Source organism: Duganella sp. GW822-FHT06D06, assembly GCF_058799615.1.
The window spans coordinates 412,858-427,098 of the sequence record NZ_JBXALQ010000005.1 but is presented as its reverse complement, the minus strand read 5'-3'; the positions used below and the strand labels follow the sequence as shown (position 1 = coordinate 427,098).

At 63.7% G+C, this 14,241-nt stretch carries 14 protein-coding genes; 6 read left to right on the top strand and 8 right to left on the bottom strand.

Features of this window, described 5'->3' with window-relative positions; genetic code table 11:
• Positions 1 to 82: 82 nt before the first annotated feature.
• The 6 genes from AC1RMD_RS12615 to AC1RMD_RS12590 all read right to left on the bottom strand — a co-directional run bounded on the left by AC1RMD_RS12615 (position 83) and on the right by AC1RMD_RS12590 (position 8,125).
• The gene (locus AC1RMD_RS12615; protein WP_492926967.1) at positions 83 to 3,202 is read right to left on the bottom strand and encodes a transglycosylase domain-containing protein; all 3,120 of its coding nucleotides are present in this window, start codon (positions 3,200 to 3,202) and stop codon (positions 83 to 85) included.
• Between the two features lie 354 nt (positions 3,203 to 3,556).
• The gene (locus AC1RMD_RS12610; RefSeq protein WP_492926957.1) at positions 3,557 to 4,342 is read right to left on the bottom strand and encodes a competence/damage-inducible protein A; all 786 of its coding nucleotides are present in this window, start codon (positions 4,340 to 4,342) and stop codon (positions 3,557 to 3,559) included.
• A 15-nt stretch (positions 4,343 to 4,357) separates the two neighbouring features.
• Positions 4,358 to 5,182 carry an EI24 domain-containing protein gene (locus AC1RMD_RS12605; RefSeq protein WP_492926956.1) on the bottom strand — a complete coding sequence of 275 codons (825 nt, stop codon included), beginning with the start codon at positions 5,180 to 5,182 and terminating at the stop codon, positions 4,358 to 4,360.
• Positions 5,182 to 6,189, bottom strand: coding sequence for a sterol desaturase family protein (locus AC1RMD_RS12600; RefSeq protein WP_492926955.1), 1,008 nt, complete (start codon positions 6,187 to 6,189; stop codon positions 5,182 to 5,184). The genes AC1RMD_RS12605 and AC1RMD_RS12600 overlap by 1 nt, the downstream gene beginning before the upstream one ends.
• A complete protein-coding gene (locus tag AC1RMD_RS12595; protein ID WP_492926954.1) occupies positions 6,186 to 7,154 on the bottom strand; it encodes a polysaccharide deacetylase family protein in 969 nt (322 codons plus the stop codon). Before AC1RMD_RS12595 ends, AC1RMD_RS12600 begins: the two co-directional genes overlap by 4 nt.
• A complete protein-coding gene (locus AC1RMD_RS12590; protein WP_492926953.1) occupies positions 7,154 to 8,125 on the bottom strand; it encodes a YVTN family beta-propeller repeat protein in 972 nt (323 codons plus the stop codon). Before AC1RMD_RS12590 ends, AC1RMD_RS12595 begins: the two co-directional genes overlap by 1 nt.
• A gap of 140 nt (positions 8,126 to 8,265) precedes the next feature.
• Between AC1RMD_RS12590 and AC1RMD_RS12585 the strand changes: the two genes are divergently transcribed.
• Positions 8,266 to 8,622, top strand: coding sequence for an FKBP-type peptidyl-prolyl cis-trans isomerase (locus tag AC1RMD_RS12585; RefSeq protein WP_492926952.1), 357 nt, complete (start codon positions 8,266 to 8,268; stop codon positions 8,620 to 8,622).
• Positions 8,623 to 8,734: 112 nt separating this feature from the next.
• Here the strand turns inward: AC1RMD_RS12585 and AC1RMD_RS12580 are convergent, their stop codons facing one another.
• Entirely contained in the window at positions 8,735 to 9,511 is a 777-nt protein-coding gene (locus AC1RMD_RS12580; protein WP_492926951.1) for a hypothetical protein, read from the bottom strand.
• A gap of 186 nt (positions 9,512 to 9,697) precedes the next feature.
• On the opposite strand from AC1RMD_RS12580, the gene AC1RMD_RS12575 reads away from it, so the two are divergent.
• Complete coding sequence (locus AC1RMD_RS12575) at positions 9,698 to 10,003, top strand: HU family DNA-binding protein (protein ID WP_328595527.1); 306 nt, start codon at positions 9,698 to 9,700, stop codon at positions 10,001 to 10,003.
• Positions 10,004 to 10,189: 186 nt separating this feature from the next.
• On the top strand, positions 10,190 to 10,441 hold the full coding sequence (locus AC1RMD_RS12570; protein ID WP_020705202.1) for an acyl-CoA-binding protein: 252 nt from the start codon (positions 10,190 to 10,192) through the stop codon (positions 10,439 to 10,441).
• A 102-nt stretch (positions 10,442 to 10,543) separates the two neighbouring features.
• On the opposite strand, the gene AC1RMD_RS12565 is transcribed toward AC1RMD_RS12570, so the two are convergent.
• Positions 10,544 to 10,825 carry a polyhydroxyalkanoic acid system family protein gene (locus tag AC1RMD_RS12565; protein WP_492926950.1) on the bottom strand — a complete coding sequence of 94 codons (282 nt, stop codon included), beginning with the start codon at positions 10,823 to 10,825 and terminating at the stop codon, positions 10,544 to 10,546.
• A 242-nt stretch (positions 10,826 to 11,067) separates the two neighbouring features.
• Between AC1RMD_RS12565 and fdxA the strand changes: the two genes are divergently transcribed.
• From fdxA to AC1RMD_RS12550, 3 genes are all read left to right on the top strand, one after another.
• Complete coding sequence (gene fdxA / locus AC1RMD_RS12560) at positions 11,068 to 11,391, top strand: ferredoxin FdxA (RefSeq protein WP_008445669.1); 324 nt, start codon at positions 11,068 to 11,070, stop codon at positions 11,389 to 11,391.
• Positions 11,392 to 11,501: 110 nt separating this feature from the next.
• A complete protein-coding gene (locus tag AC1RMD_RS12555; RefSeq protein ID WP_492926949.1) occupies positions 11,502 to 12,569 on the top strand; it encodes an NAD(P)/FAD-dependent oxidoreductase in 1,068 nt (355 codons plus the stop codon).
• 323 nt (positions 12,570 to 12,892) lie between these two features.
• Complete coding sequence (locus tag AC1RMD_RS12550) at positions 12,893 to 14,128, top strand: polyhydroxyalkanoate depolymerase (RefSeq protein WP_492926948.1); 1,236 nt, start codon at positions 12,893 to 12,895, stop codon at positions 14,126 to 14,128.
• The last annotated feature ends 113 nt before the right edge of the window (positions 14,129 to 14,241 follow it).

Sequence of the window (14,241 nt, the reverse complement as noted above, 5' to 3'; positions counted from 1 at the left end):
GGTGATACACAATGACAAGCCTTTCGATGCTAATTACCTACCGAAAGGGCTTGCCATTCAAGACGGTATCTGACCCCGGTGTTTAGCCGCCACAGGCCTGGAGGGGCGGCGTCACCGCTGCGGTGGCGTTGCCGCCGGTCTTGACGATCACCGGTGGCGTCGGCCCCGGCTTGGCGATCGGATGCGGTTCGATCAGCGGCATCAGGCTGGGCGCCAGCACCACCAGCAACTGCACCGGCAGCGCGCTGGTGAAGTCGTAGTTCTTCGATTCCGGTCCGTGCACGTAGGCCGTCATCGAACCGAAGAAGCGCTCGCCGATATTGAACACAAACGTCGCCGAACGGTTCACATAGCGCGACTCGATCAGGCGTCCGCCGCCGCCATACACGTCGAAGCGCTGGTCGCCGGTGCCGGTCTTGCCGCCGACCGGTATCACCTTGCCGTCCGAAGCCACGAAGGCCGTGCGCGCCCGCTTGGCGGTGCCGTCCGACACCACGCCACGGATCGCATCGGCCACCACGCGCGCCACCTCCGGCGCCAGCACCTGCTCGTTGGCGGTCGGCTTACCCTTGGTGACCACGGTTTCATACGGCGTGCCCTCGGCGAAGTGCAGCGAGCTGATACGCTGGCTGCTCTTGCGCACGCCGCCGTTGACGATAATCCCCATCATCTCCGCCAGCGCCGCCGGACGGTCGGCCGACGCGCCCAGGGTGGTCGCATACGACGGCACCAGCGATTCGAACGGATAACCCATCTTCTTCCACTGCTTGTGGATTTCCATGAAGCCTTCCACCTCGATCAGGCCGGCGATGCGCTTGTCCTGCGCGTGCTTGTGGTGGGTCTTGAACAGCCACTGGTAAACCTCCTGCCGCTCCTTCTCGCTGGCCGCCGTCATCTGCGACAAGGTGGCGCCGTTGTGCAGGCGCATATAGGCCGCCATCCACAGCTCCAGCGGATGCACGCTGGCCAGGTAGCCACGATCGGCCAGCGACCACTTGTCGATCGCGTACTGGTCATACAGCCTGGCCACGCGCTCTTCCGGCACCTCGTTCTGCGACGGCAGGTTGTCCTTCAGGAAGGCGGCAAACTGCTGCTGGCTGGCGGTCGGGTACACGGTGCGATGGATCACCGCCAGGCGCACCGGCGTGCTGCGGATATTCGCCAGCAGGATCTTGTCCAGCTCCGATTCCGGCTTGCCCTTGTACTTCAGGTAGAAGCGCGCCAGGAATTCCTTGCCTTCCTTGTCGGCGAAGCGCGCCAGGTATTGCGCGCGGCGCGGATCGTCCGAGTCGGCCAGCAGCGATGCCGACGAGCCCGGCGTCTGGAACATGTAGTACTTGGCGACGTCGCGCATCAGGCGCACGAACACCAGGTTGGTCGAGTGGCGCAGCGCCTCGGTCACGGTCAGGATCTTGCCGTTGTCTTCCTTCGAGAAGTTGCCGAAGTGGTGCAGGCCGCCGCCGGTGAAGAAGCCCTCGCCCGGATTGCCCGAATACTTGCGCTCCATGGCCGCGTTCAGCATCGGCGTCAGCTCGCGCCCGCCCTTGTCCAGCGGCAGCGCCTTGAAGTACTCCAGCGCCCACTGCGACAGCCTGTCCTGCGGATCGATCTTGACGGCGCCCAGCGCGGCGGCGTCCATGCCGCCGTACTTCTTGTGCAGCATGTCGACGATGTCGAGGTAGGTCACCAGCGTGCGCAGCTTGGCGGTCGAACCCAGGTCCAGCTTGGCGCCTTCGTTGATGTCCAGCGGCTGGTCGTAGTTGTCCGTCTGCAGGCGCAGCAGATTGTTCTGCTCGCCCTTCTCCAGCAAGGTGAAGCTGTACACCACGTTGGCCGGATCGCCGTTGCCCAGCATGCCCTTGCCGGTCAGGCCGGCGGCCTTGGCCTTCTCCGGATCGCGCAGGTCGCGCAACACTTGCGTGACGGCGGTCTGGGCCTGCGCGTCCAGCGTGCTGACCACGCTCAGGTCGAGGCGGTCCAGGTTGTACATGCGGTTGTCGCCCAGCAGGTTGGCCAGGTGGTTGCGGATCGCGTTCGATGCCTTGCGCGAGACGAAGGTCATCGCCGGCGCCGACTCCAGGCCGTTGCCGGTGGCCGGATGCAGCTTCTGCCGCAAGGCCATGTCGCGCATGGCCGGCGTGATCACGCCATCCTGCGCCAGGATGCGCAGGTGGCTGTTGGCCAGCACTTCCAGGTCGGCCGCGCCGTTGCCCAGGTAGTGGCTCGGGCGGCGTTGCGCGATCATCAGGCTCAGCGCTTCCTTGTAGACCAGCGCGGTTTCCGCATCCGGGTTGTCGAGATTGCCGCCCATCAGGCGGTTGAAGTCCGCGAAGCTGCGGCCGTACCACACCCACATGCCGTCGCCCATGCCGTTCACCTCGCCGTAGCCGGGCTTGGCCGACAGCGGCACCGTGTTCAGGTAGTCGATGACGATGCGGCGGCGCGCCTTGGTGGTGTCCGGCCCGTCCTGGTAGGAGCGCAGGCTGGCCGAGACCATCTGCTGCAACTTGTCCTTCATGGAGCCGGTGCGGCCTTCCGGCGAGTGGCGGTATTTTTCGATCTGCGTGGCCAGCGTGCTGCCGCCCGGCGCGCGATGGCCGCCGGCCACCGAGGTGACGCTTTTTTCGATCACCGCCTTGCCCAGCCGGTCCCATTCGACGGCCGGATTGCGGGTCGGGTACTTGGTGTCGAGCAGCTCGCGGTTTTCGATGAACAACAGGCTGTTGATCAAGGCCATCGGCGCCTGCTCGAACTTGTTGTAGATGCGCTCGGGATAGCTGGCGGCAAACAGTTGCTGCGCGCGGCAATCGTAGATGGTCAGGCCGGTCTTGGTCTTTTCGCGATAGGTGGCGAACACGCCCATGTCGGCCAGCTCGGCCATCTTGGGCGAGATGCGCACCTGCGCGCTGACCTGGTAGTCGCGCGCGCTCAGCTTGCCCAGGTAGTCCGGCAAGCCGGCGTAGCCGAGCCGCTCGTCATACGGGCTGTCTTTCGGAAAGCGGATCGCCTTGCTGGGGCCCGCTTCCATCTTGTAGGTCATCTTGCCGACCAGGTCGGTGAAGATGCGCGCCTGCAGGCTGGAGCTGCGGGTTTCCTGCACGCCCCAGTAGACCGCGAACGACAGGCCGACCAGCAACACCAGCAGGAAGGCGTTGCGCGAGCGCTTGCTTTTCGGCGGCGTGGTGGGCGGCGGCGCGTCCATCTGGGCCTGGGCCAGATGCGCTTCGGTTTGCTCGGGAGTGGGCGGCGGCACGACCCGCAGGTGACGGGTACGGCGATAGCCTAATGCTGCTGCGCCTGCGCGCAATTTGCGCACTGCGCGGACAACAAGACGGGGCCGGCGGAAACGACGATTGCTTAACATATGATTCAAACCGGTCAGCTGTTTCAGTAAAACTTACTAGGACTTGCGAGCTTCCATTGCACCACATCAGAGGGGTGCGAACCGGCGCGGACGCAGAATAATTTTACTGCGCCGTTTGTTTTTCGCAAAAAAACAACGGCGTACTTCTCGAGGAAAGAACGCCGTCCCGGCCCTACTGATAACAGTGTGACACTAAGTGTTGTTGAACTCTACATTGAGCTTCTTGAGCTCGGCGCACAATTGAATAAACGCTGTGGCTGTCTGGACCGCTTCGCCTTTGACACCCAGCTCGATATGGCGGCGCGTGTGCGCATCGCCCACGCTCGGCAGGCTGAATACCTTCACCCGCGGGAACTGCGCTTCGATCGCCACCATCAGCGGCGTCAGCGCCGATTCGGCCGCTTCGTACACCAGCACCGACTGCTCCAAACGCGGCTCGCGGTTGAACAGGTCGGCGTAGTGCGTGTCCAGCACCCACTCGATCATCGGCCACGCCATCACCGGGAAGCCGGGCACGAAGTAGTGTTTGTGCAAAGCGAATCCGGCAATGTTGTTGTACGGGTTAGGAATCAGCGCCGCGCCTTGTGCGAACTCGGCCATCTTCAGCCGGTGCAGGTTTTCTTCCGAGTTCAGGTCCACCTGCTGGCCGGCATCCTTGCCCATTTGCAGGATGCGCTGTTGGATGTTGCGCTTGCCCTGCTCATGCATCAGCAGCGGCAGGCCGAGCGCGTTGGCGGCCGCCAGCCTGGTGTGGTCGTCCGGGGTGGCGCCGATGCCGCCGCAGCAGAACACGATGTCGTCGCCGGCGAAGGTGCGCTTGAGCGTGGCGGTGATACGCTCGGGATCGTCGGCCAGGATCTCGGCCCAGTTCAGTTGCAGGCCGCGCGCCGCCAGCATCTGCACGACCTTGGGGAAATGCTGGTCGACGCGCCTGCCGGACAGGATTTCGTCGCCGATGATGATGAGACCGATGGCCATGGTTATCTGCTTTCTTTAAAGGGTGATTTCCGCCGGAGCGGCAGCCTGGGCGCGCAGGCGCGCCAGCGCATCGAGACAATAATACGCAAACCACAAGCCGGTGAAGATAAAAATCAGCACGTACAGCCAGATCGACGCCGCCGCCAGGAAGGGGAAGAACACCACCGCCAGCACCGTGCCGCCCAGCCAGATCGCGCCCGGCAAGGCGCCGGCCGCGCCGGAGATCACGCCGATCGCCAGCAGGCGCCAGCGGTGCTCGGCCAGGATCTGGCGGCGCTCCTCGGCGCTGGCGTAGTCGGCCAGCGCGTCGTACACCATCACGCGGCAGGTCAGCCAGCCCCACAGCAGCGCCTGCACCAGCACCGCCAGCGGCGGGAAGAAGTACAGCGGCAAGGTCGCAATCCACAGACCGATGAAGACCGCCATGCCGCCCAGCGCGGTGACGGCGCTGCCCACCAGGCTGCCGCCCTTGCGCTGCTCCAGCTGCGGATAGTGGCGCAGACCGACGTGGCGGCCGATCAGCGGCATCGCGATCACGCCGATGAAGATCAGCGCGGTCAGTATCATCAGCGGCAGCAACAGCAGCATGGCGATCAGCGGCGGCATCACGGTCTTCAGCACGGACAGCCCCAGCGTGGCGAGCAGGTTGCCGGCCGGCGTGAACAGATTGTGCTCGGCGAACTGCGCGTGCACGTAATCGATCAGCGGTTGCAGGCAGAAATACAGGGCCACGGCCCAGACGCCGACCGCCAGCAGGAAAGGCACCAGGCTCATCGCCAGCAGCTTGCCGTGCCATTGAGACAGGAAGGCGCGCCCCCAGGAGCGCAGTACATAGCTCATCAGACTACATCCTTGCGTGCGTATTCCACCATGCGTTTCAGGCCCAGCCACTGCTGCGCCCAGAAGCCCTTGCCGTAGTCGCGGCCCGGCGTGACCACGCCCTGTGCGTCGGTGTGCGGCAACTGGTCGCGGATGCCGGTGGCGACGAACGCCGGCGTGAAATTGGCGGTGCGGAAAACGATGTCCCAGATGGGCAGCAGCACGGCGAAATTGCAGCCGCCCAGCGTGCCCTGGCCGTGCGATTCGTGGCCGACGCCGATCGAATGATGCATGCGGTGGTAGCGCGGCGACACCAGCAGCCGCTCGCCGACGCGGCCGAAGTGGATGCGCACGTTGGCGTGTTGCAGGCTTTGCAGGATGCGCGACACCGACACCAGCATCACATACTGCGACGGTTCGACGCCGATGCACAGCGCGATCACGCCCATGTAGACGTCGCGCAGCAGGTCGTCGAGCAGGTGGTTGCGGTTGTCGCTCCACAGGTTCATGTCCTGCTGGCTGTGGTGCAGGCCGTGCAGGCCCCACCACCAGTTGAACTGGTGCGAGGCGCGGTGGTACCAGTAATCGAAGAAGTCCAGCACCACGAAGTAGAGCAGGAAGCTGCCCAGCGGGCCGAGCGCGGGCCACTGAGCCGGCCACAGCGTCTCCAGGTTGAGCGGCTGGAAGCTTTCGAAGCGCAGCATCGCCGCCACGCTGTCCATCAGCGGATCGAGGGTGAAGAAGATCAGCACCGAGAACAGGCCGACGCGGTGCAGCACGGTGTAGATGAAGTCGGTCCGGCGGGCGTGCGGATCGGTGAACTTGTGCACCGGGATCATCGCCTCCAGCGGACGCAACACCAGGAACATCAGCGTCAGCTCCAGCACGCCGATCAGCAGCCACTCGGTGCCCTCGAACGCTTCCTCGATGAATTCGCCGAAGCCGAACTGGAACATCAGCGGCTGTATCGCCGTCTCGAACAACCAGCCTTGGGCCACGCCCAGCCAGTCGGAAAATAATTGCATCATTTGTGTTTGTTAAACTGTGAAAGATAGTCAGGGTGTTCGCGCAGCGTGGCGAAGCAATAGCCCTTCTGCTGCAGGCCGCCGATCAGCGGCTCCAGGTTGGCCGGCGCCCAGGCATCCTTGCGCGACCAGATCCCCATGTGGGCGACGAAGATGTCGCCGTCCCGCAAGTCGCGCAGGGACTTTTGCAACAATAGCGCATTCGGGTAGGCCGTGCTGGAGAGCTCGTCGCCGGAGAAGCCGGCCGGCGCCCAGCCCACGTGCGCGTAGCCGCAGGCCTGCGCCGCCGCCAGGGTGCGCGGCGAGGTGCGGCCGGCCGGCGCGCGCCAGATCGGATCGAGGTGCTTGCCGGTCAGCTCGACGAAGCGCTGGTCGACCCGTTTGATTTCCTCGCAATACTGCGCCGGCGTCAGCGATCGCACCTTGCCGGCGTGCGCGCCGAAGCCGGGCTTGACCTGGATGGCGCCGCCGGCGCCGTCCTTGACCAGCACGTCATGGTCGAAGGTGTGCGAACCGATCGCATGCCCTTCGGCCACGCGCGCCTTCCAGTAGGCCGACCACGCCGGGTCCAGCGAGTAATCGCCGTTGACGGTTTTCTCGTTGGCCAGGAAGAAGGTGGCCTTGATCTGGTGACGGTTCAGCGTGTCGGCGATCAGTGTGGCCTGGGACTGGCTGCCGGTGTCGAAGCTCAGGTAGATGGTGCCCTTGCAGGCGCCGCGGCGCAGCACCGCCGCTTGCGGCTTGGCGCCGGCGGCCGATGCCGTGGTCGCGGCGGCGGCAACCCCGGCCGCCTTGGCTTCGGCCGCGCGCCGCGCCGGGCCGTTGAGGCTGCGGGCATGGGCGTTGGCGGCGCGGGCCGCGTCGTTGAGCACGCGCGCCTCGCTATTGCTGGCGTGGGCCGCCTTGGCACTGTCGGCCGCCGGCGTAGCCGCCAGCGCCAGCAAAGTCAGGGCGGCGGCGGCGTTCATTACATGCGCTGGGCGGCGTTGAAGAAGAACACGCCGTGCGGCGAGCGGCCCACCGGGATCAGCTTGGTGATCTTGCGGGTGACCAGGTCGATCACGGCCACTTTCTTGATCCAGCGCAGCGTGACCCACATGGTCTTGCCGTCGGCGGTGATCTCCATGCAGTCCGGGCCGCCGGGAACATTGATCTGGCCGACGTTTTCCAGCGTCTTCTGGTCGATCACGTTGATCGAGTTCGACACCCGGTTCGACACATAGGTGTAGCGGCCGTCGCCGGCGGCGCGGAAGTTGTGCGCGCCCTGGCCGGTCTTGATGCGCTTGACGGTCTTCTGGGTTTTCCAGTCGATCACTTCGACGTAGTCGCTGCCCATGATGCCGACCAGCAGGTACTTGTCGTCGGGCGTCATGGCGATGCCGGCCGGCAGCTTGCCGACCGACATGGTCCACTTCAGCGTCTGCGTGCTCAGGTCGATGGCGCTGACCTGGTCGCTGCCCTGCTGGGTGATGAACACCATATTGCTGGCGGCGTTGAAGGCCATGTGGCTGGGCAACTTGGCCAGCGGAATGCGCTTGCTCAAGGTCAGGTTGGCGCCATCGTATTTGTACAGGTCGACGCGGTCCAGCCGCAGCGAGTTCGACACGAACCACTTCTGGTCGGGCGAGAAGCCGATCTGGTAAGGGTCGAGGATGTCCTTGACGGTGCGCTGGACCTGGCCGCTTTTCGGATCGAGGAAGATCAGCTCGTTGCCCACCGAGCTGGCGACGATCACCGATTTGTTATCCGGGGTCGACATCAGGTGATGCGGTTCCTTGCCGACCGGGAAGGTGGACAGGTCCTTGTAAGTGCCCTGGTCCAGCAGTTGCACTGTGGCGTCGCGCGAGTTGAGCACAACCACTACGTTGGCCTGCGCGCTGCCGATGGCAGTGACGGCGCAGACACCGGAAAGCACGATACGGCGGAAACTACGGAGCATGTAAAAATCGCTTGAAAGAGCAAAACGTTTATTTTACGTGCAAACTGCGCCGGGACGAGACAAAAGCCGCAATTATTCCTTGCCGCGGACGCCCTGCTACAATTCGGGGCTAACTTTAACGACTCCATAGAAGGAAAATCATGACCACCATTACCACCGACTCCGGCCTGCAATACATCGAACTGACCGTGGGCGAAGGCGAAGTCGCCAAAGCCGGCCAGAACGTCACCGTGCACTACACCGGCTGGCTGCGCAACGACGACGGCACCAAGGGCGCCAAATTCGACTCCAGCAAGGACCGCAACGATCCGTTCGAGTTCGCCCTGGGCGCCGGCATGGTCATCCGCGGTTGGGATGAAGGCGTGCAAGGCATGAAGATCGGCGGCGTGCGCCAGCTGATCATCCCTGCCGAACTGGGCTACGGCGCGCGCGGCGCCGGCGGCGCGATCCCGCCAAACGCCACGCTGATTTTTGATGTGGAACTGCTGGGCGTTTAATCCCAAAAAATACAGCGGGCGCTACGAGCGAGCGCAGCTAGGCGTGGCGCCGAAGACAGTACGGCTGTACGGCGAGGGGCCACAACGACGCTGCGGTCGCTCGTAGCGCCCGCTAGCGCTGCCAGTTGCGGCGCAAAGCTTCCAGCTCGGCGCGCGTGTCGAGCATGCCGCCGACGATGCGCTGGTCGATCGCTTCGAGCAGCGCGGTCGGCATGTCGGTGCCGCCCAGGCCGTAAGCGGCCGGCGCCGGCAGCGGCCGCGCGTTCTGCACCAGCACCGGGATGCGCCATTCGTCGCTGGCGCGGCAAGCGATCCCCACCAGATCCTGGCTCAGGCCCACCAGCGTAAAGCTGCGGCAGTACCCGCCCTCGTTCGACAGAAAACTCAGTCCCACCCGCACCTCGCCTTCCGACGGCGCGGCGCCGCCCATCTGCTGGCTCAGCGCGTTGGCCAGGCGGCCCTGCGCGACCAGCATGCCGTTGCGGCTGGCGACGGTGGTCGGCGCCGCCGGCTCGCTGAACCAGCCCGGCTGCCAGCGCGCCAGGCCGAACTTGCCGGCCGCCAGGCCCAGCACCATGACCAGCGCCAGCGCGCTCCACTCCAGCCAGCCCCACTGATGCCTGGCCGCCTTGCGCGCAGCCTGCTGCTGCGCAGCGCGCTGCGCGCGCACCGCCGCCAGCTGCACCACCTTGGCGTGGCGCGGATGGGAACCCAGTTCGAGCCCGGACGGGGCCTGGTCGGCGTACACCTCGTCGCGCGCGGCGCGCAGGCGGGCCACGCGGCGGGCGATGCTGCTGTCGCGGCGCATGGCGGACTCGATGGCGAGACGCAGGGCGTCGTCCAATTCGCCGTCGGCATATGCGATCAAAGTCTCGTCTGAAAAGGTCATGATTCCTGTCCCGGATCGTCCCATCATAAACCTTTTTGCAGCGTGACGCGGGTCCGCGCGCGCCGCGTAGCGCCTGTAAACACGGGGGTTTTATTGCAGTGCAGCGTGGCGCGGCAGCTACTGTAAGGGCTACTTCGTACAGAAACCATTACATTTGACAATATTTATGCTAATCTGCGCGCTCTAATAACCAAGGAGGTAGTAATGAAAAAAGGCGAATTGATTGCAGAATTTGCGAAACGCACTGAAGTGTCCGCTGCTGCCGCCAACGGTGCAGTGAATACTCTGATCGCCATCATCACCGAGCGTCTGAAAAAAGGCGACACGGTAGGCATCACCGGCTTCGGCACCTTCTCCGTAGCGAAACGCGCTGCTCGTAAAGGCCGCAATCCTGCAACCGGCGAAGCGATCAAGATCGCTGCGTCGAAAACTCCAAAATTCTCGGCTGGCGCGACCCTGAAGTCGGCCGTCAACCCGACGAAGAAGAAGTAAGCAGGCGCTCCGGCACGCGGCGTTCGCGGCGCGGCGCCAGTGCCCGCCAGGGCACCGGAAACGGCGGTACATGCCAGGTCCCAGGACCGGTCTGTCCGCCGTTCTGTTTTTGAGGAGACCCTCTAGCGGTTTTGGCGGCGGCTGCGGGTATGATGGCGGCTACCCCCACCTACCCGAGGAGAAGTGATGAGTTTAGAAGAGCAATTCGCGCAAGCCCAGCTGGATTCGAAGAACCTGCCTGAGCGCCCGGACAACATGACGCTGCTGAAGATCTACGCGCTGTTCAAGCAAGGTTCGGCGGGCGACGCCAGCGGCGACCGTCCCGGCATGACCGACTTCGTCGGCCGCGCCAAGTTCGACGCCTGGGCCGCGCTGCAGGGCACCTCGCTGGACGAAGCCAAACAACAGTACATCGACCTGATCGAAGGTCTCAAATAACACCACGGGGTCAAGTCTGACATTCGGACACGAGCTTTGCTGTAGCGTTGCGTTACAGCAGAGCTCGTGTCCAAATGTCAGACTTGACCCCGGGTTGTTTTTTTATGCGGCGGTGAACACGCGCCGCATCTTGTCGGCCACCTTGGCTTCGATCTGCGACGAGAACGCGCTGAACAGGAAGCCCAACGCGATATGCAGGCGCGCTTCGTCCGGCAACAAGGTCAGCGATCCGCTGACGCCGCTGCGCTCGAAACGCAGCACATCGCCATCCCACACGCACTCCAGATCAAATTGCTCGGCCAGCTTGTCGGCCACTTCCCGGGCGGCCGCGCGGGCCGGTTCCAGCGCCAGGTGGTGCGCCTGGACGATGTTGATATCAGCCATCCGGCATCCTCTATGATAGAAAAGGCGCCATGATGCCAGTTGCGCCGCCGGCGCGCCAGCCCGGCCGCGCCGCACGCGGCGGCATCCCCGCACGCGTCGCAACGCATTTGCTTATAGGTATTGTATATAAGCGCAATTTGTGAGAAATAGCGAATTACCTTAAAATACAGTGCTTTGCTGAGGTTAGCCGGGCCATCCCACCGCCGCCGACGCCGCTGCACACCAACATTGATAGGACTGTTATGACCCACGTTGTCACCGAATCTTGCATCAGCTGCCGCTATACGGACTGCGTCGATGTTTGCCCGGTAGATTGTTTCCGCCAAGGCCCGAACTTCCTCGCGATCGACCCTGACGAGTGCATCGACTGCGCCGTGTGCGTGGCTGAATGCCCGGTCAACGCGATCTTCGCCGAAGAAGACGTGCCTGGCGACCAGCAGCAATTCATCAAGATCAATGTCGACCTCGCCCGCAACTGGCCTTCGATTACCAAGACTATCCCTCCGCTGCCGGAAGCGGACCAGTTCAAGGACGTCAAGGAAAAACTGCACCTGCTGGTACGCTAAGACGCCCGTCTGGCCAGGCAGCCAGGGGCAGCGCCTTCCGCGTACGCTGGCAACAGCGGCCGCGCAGCCCAGTGTTGCCTAACCATTACTGAATTAACAGGAAACCACGTATGAATAGCACTGTCACTTCCCCTGGCGTCATCGAAGCCGATGCCGTCATCATCGGCGCCGGCCCGGTCGGCCTGTTCCAGGTCTTCGAACTCGGCCTGCTGGAAATCAAAGCCCACGTGATCGATTCGCTGGGCGCGGTGGGCGGACAGTGCGTGGAACTGTACCCGGACAAGCCGATCTACGACATCCCGGCCGTGCCTTCGTGCACCGGCCAGGAACTGACCGACAACCTGCTCAAGCAGATCGAACCGTTCGAACCGACCTTCCACCTGGGCCAGGAAGTGACCAAGGTCGCCCGTCGCGACGACGGCCGCTTCGACGTCGAGACCAGCGTCGGCACCGTGTTCATCACCAAGACCATCTTCATCGCCGCCGGCGTCGGCTCGTTCCAGGCGCGCACGCTGAAAGTGGACGGCATCGAAGTGTTCGAAGGCACGCAACTGCACTACAAGGTCAAGGATCCGGCCCAGTTCGAAGGCAAGAACCTGGTCATCTGCGGCGGCGGCGACTCGGCGCTGGACTGGGCGCTGAACTTCGTCGGCAAGGCCGAATCGGTGGTTTTGCTGCACCGCCGCGAAGATTTCCGCGCCGCGCCGGCCTCGGTCGCCAAGATGAAAGCCTTGTGCGATGAATACGAAATGCAACTGATCGTCGGCCAGGCCACCGGCCATGAAGTCGATGCCGACGGCAAGCTGTCGCAGCTGAAAGTCACCGGCGCCGACGGCGTGACCCGCCGCGTGCCGCTGGACATGTTGCTGGTGTTCTTCGGCCTGTCGCCGAAGCTGGGTCCGATCGCCGAATGGGGCCTGGACATCGAGCGCCGCCAGCTGAAGGTGCAAAGCACCGAGAAATTCGAGACCAACGTGCCGGGCATCTTCGCGGTGGGCGACATCAACACCTATCCGGGCAAGAAAAAACTGATCCTGTCGGGCTTCCATGAAGCCGCGCTGGCCGCCTTCGGCGCCGCGCCGTACATCTTCCCGGACAAGAAGATCCACATGCAATACACCACCACGTCGCCGAAACTGCACAAGGTTCTCGGCGTGGAAACCCCGGTCTTCGACTAAGAGGCCGCTTCAAAAAGACCGCCGCGTCGTTGCGGCGTCTCGCCGTGCTAGCGCACTGCCTTCGCCACCGCGCCTCGCGGCGCTCATTTTGAAGCAGCCTCTGCGCGTATATAAGCCAGTGTCCTACACAAAAGCAGCGGAAACGCTGCTTTTTTTATTGGTTCGGCGGTATTATTATTTGACCACGGCGACATTGTGGATAATACGTAGGCTTGCCCGACGGTACTTTGGAATGCTTTACGTCACAAACAATTATTCTAAGATTTGGCTTATGATGTAAGGTATTGGTGCATCGCACCAAGCTCTTGACCCCAGGAATAAATATGCTCTACCACCTGCACGAAATGCACCGCTCGCTCCTGACCCCGCTGATGCAGTGGGCCGACGCGTCATCCAAGATGTTCACCAATCCGGTGTCGCCACTGGCGCACACGCCGTTTTCGCAGCGCATCGCCGCGGGCTACGAGCTGATGTACCGATTGGGCAAGGACTACGAAAAGCCGGCGTTTGAAATCGACAGCACCGAAGTCAAGGGCGTAACCATCGGCATCATCGAAGAAGTGGTGACCAACAAGGCCTTCTGCCGCCTGATCCACTTCAAGAAAGACCTGGACGACAAGCAGTCCAAGGCCCTGAAACAGCCGACCGTGCTGCTGGTGGCGCCGCTGTCCGGCCACCATTCGACGCTGTTGCGCGACACCGTGCGCGGCCTGTTGCACGACCACGACGTCTTCATCACCGACTGGACCGACGCCCGCATGGTGCCGCTGTCCGAAGGCGCCTTCCGCCTGGACGACTACATTTTCTACGTGCAGGACTTCATCCGTCAGCTGGGCCCGGACGTGCACGTGATTTCCGTCTGCCAGCCGACGGTGCCGGTGCTGGCGGCGATTGCGCTGATGGCCACCGCCAAGGATCCGAAGCTGCCGAAGACCATGACCATGATGGGCGGCCCGATCGACCCGCGCCGCTCGCCGACGCAGGTCAACAACCTGGCCACCGAAAAGAAATTCTCGTGGTTTGAAAACACCGTGATCTACGCGGTGCCGCCGAACTACCCAGGCTTCGGCCGCAAGGTGTATCCGGGCTTCCTGCAGCACGCCGGCTTCATCGCCATGAACCCGGGGCGCCATGCGCAGAGCCACCGCGAGTTCTATATGCACCTGGTCGAGGGCGACGACGAGCCGGCCGACAGCCACCGCAAGTTCTACGACGAGTACAACGCCGTGCTGGACATGCCGGCCGAATACTACCTGGACACCATCAAGACCGTGTTCCAGGACTTCGCGCTGCCCATGGGCACGTGGACGGTGGGCGGCAAGCTGGTGCGTCCGCAGGACATCACCACGGTCGCGCTGTTCACCGTCGAGGGCGAGCTGGACGACATCTCCGGCGCCGGCCAGACCCAGGCCGCGCACGACCTGTGCTCCGGCATCCCGGCCGACATGCAGCAAGACTTCGTGGCGCCGGGCGCCGGCCACTACGGCATCTTCTCCGGCCGCCGCTGGCGCGAAATGGTGTGCCCGAAGATCACCGAGTTCATCAAGAAGCACGGCTAAACATTCGCCGGCTCCCGGCAACGCCCGCGCGGGCTGGCGACGGCTACCATCGTCGCCAAGCCGCCCGGGCGTTTTTTATTGGATAATGGCGTTTTATCGCCCTCACCTCCGCC

Bases quoted from the DNA above. Each gene is read 5' to 3' on its own strand.
- fdxA (WP_008445669.1), top strand. From the start codon at position 11,068: ATGACCCACGTTGTCACCGAATCTTGCATCAGCTGCCGCTATACGGAC.
- AC1RMD_RS12565 (WP_492926950.1), bottom strand. From the start codon at position 10,825: ATGGCTGATATCAACATCGTCCAGGCGCACCACCTGGCGCTGGAACCG.
- AC1RMD_RS12590 (WP_492926953.1), bottom strand. From the start codon at position 8,125: ATGCTCCGTAGTTTCCGCCGTATCGTGCTTTCCGGTGTCTGCGCCGTC.
- AC1RMD_RS12570 (WP_020705202.1), top strand. From the start codon at position 10,190: ATGAGTTTAGAAGAGCAATTCGCGCAAGCCCAGCTGGATTCGAAGAAC.
- AC1RMD_RS12580 (WP_492926951.1), bottom strand. From the start codon at position 9,511: ATGACCTTTTCAGACGAGACTTTGATCGCATATGCCGACGGCGAATTG.
- AC1RMD_RS12615 (WP_492926967.1), bottom strand. From the start codon at position 3,202: ATGGACGCGCCGCCGCCCACCACGCCGCCGAAAAGCAAGCGCTCGCGC.
- AC1RMD_RS12550 (WP_492926948.1), top strand. From the start codon at position 12,893: ATGCTCTACCACCTGCACGAAATGCACCGCTCGCTCCTGACCCCGCTG.
- AC1RMD_RS12555 (WP_492926949.1), top strand. From the start codon at position 11,502: ATGAATAGCACTGTCACTTCCCCTGGCGTCATCGAAGCCGATGCCGTC.
- AC1RMD_RS12610 (WP_492926957.1), bottom strand. From the start codon at position 4,342: ATGGCCATCGGTCTCATCATCATCGGCGACGAAATCCTGTCCGGCAGG.
- AC1RMD_RS12605 (WP_492926956.1), bottom strand. From the start codon at position 5,182: ATGAGCTATGTACTGCGCTCCTGGGGGCGCGCCTTCCTGTCTCAATGG.
- AC1RMD_RS12600 (WP_492926955.1), bottom strand. From the start codon at position 6,189: ATGATGCAATTATTTTCCGACTGGCTGGGCGTGGCCCAAGGCTGGTTG.
- AC1RMD_RS12595 (WP_492926954.1), bottom strand. From the start codon at position 7,154: ATGAACGCCGCCGCCGCCCTGACTTTGCTGGCGCTGGCGGCTACGCCG.
- AC1RMD_RS12585 (WP_492926952.1), top strand. From the start codon at position 8,266: ATGACCACCATTACCACCGACTCCGGCCTGCAATACATCGAACTGACC.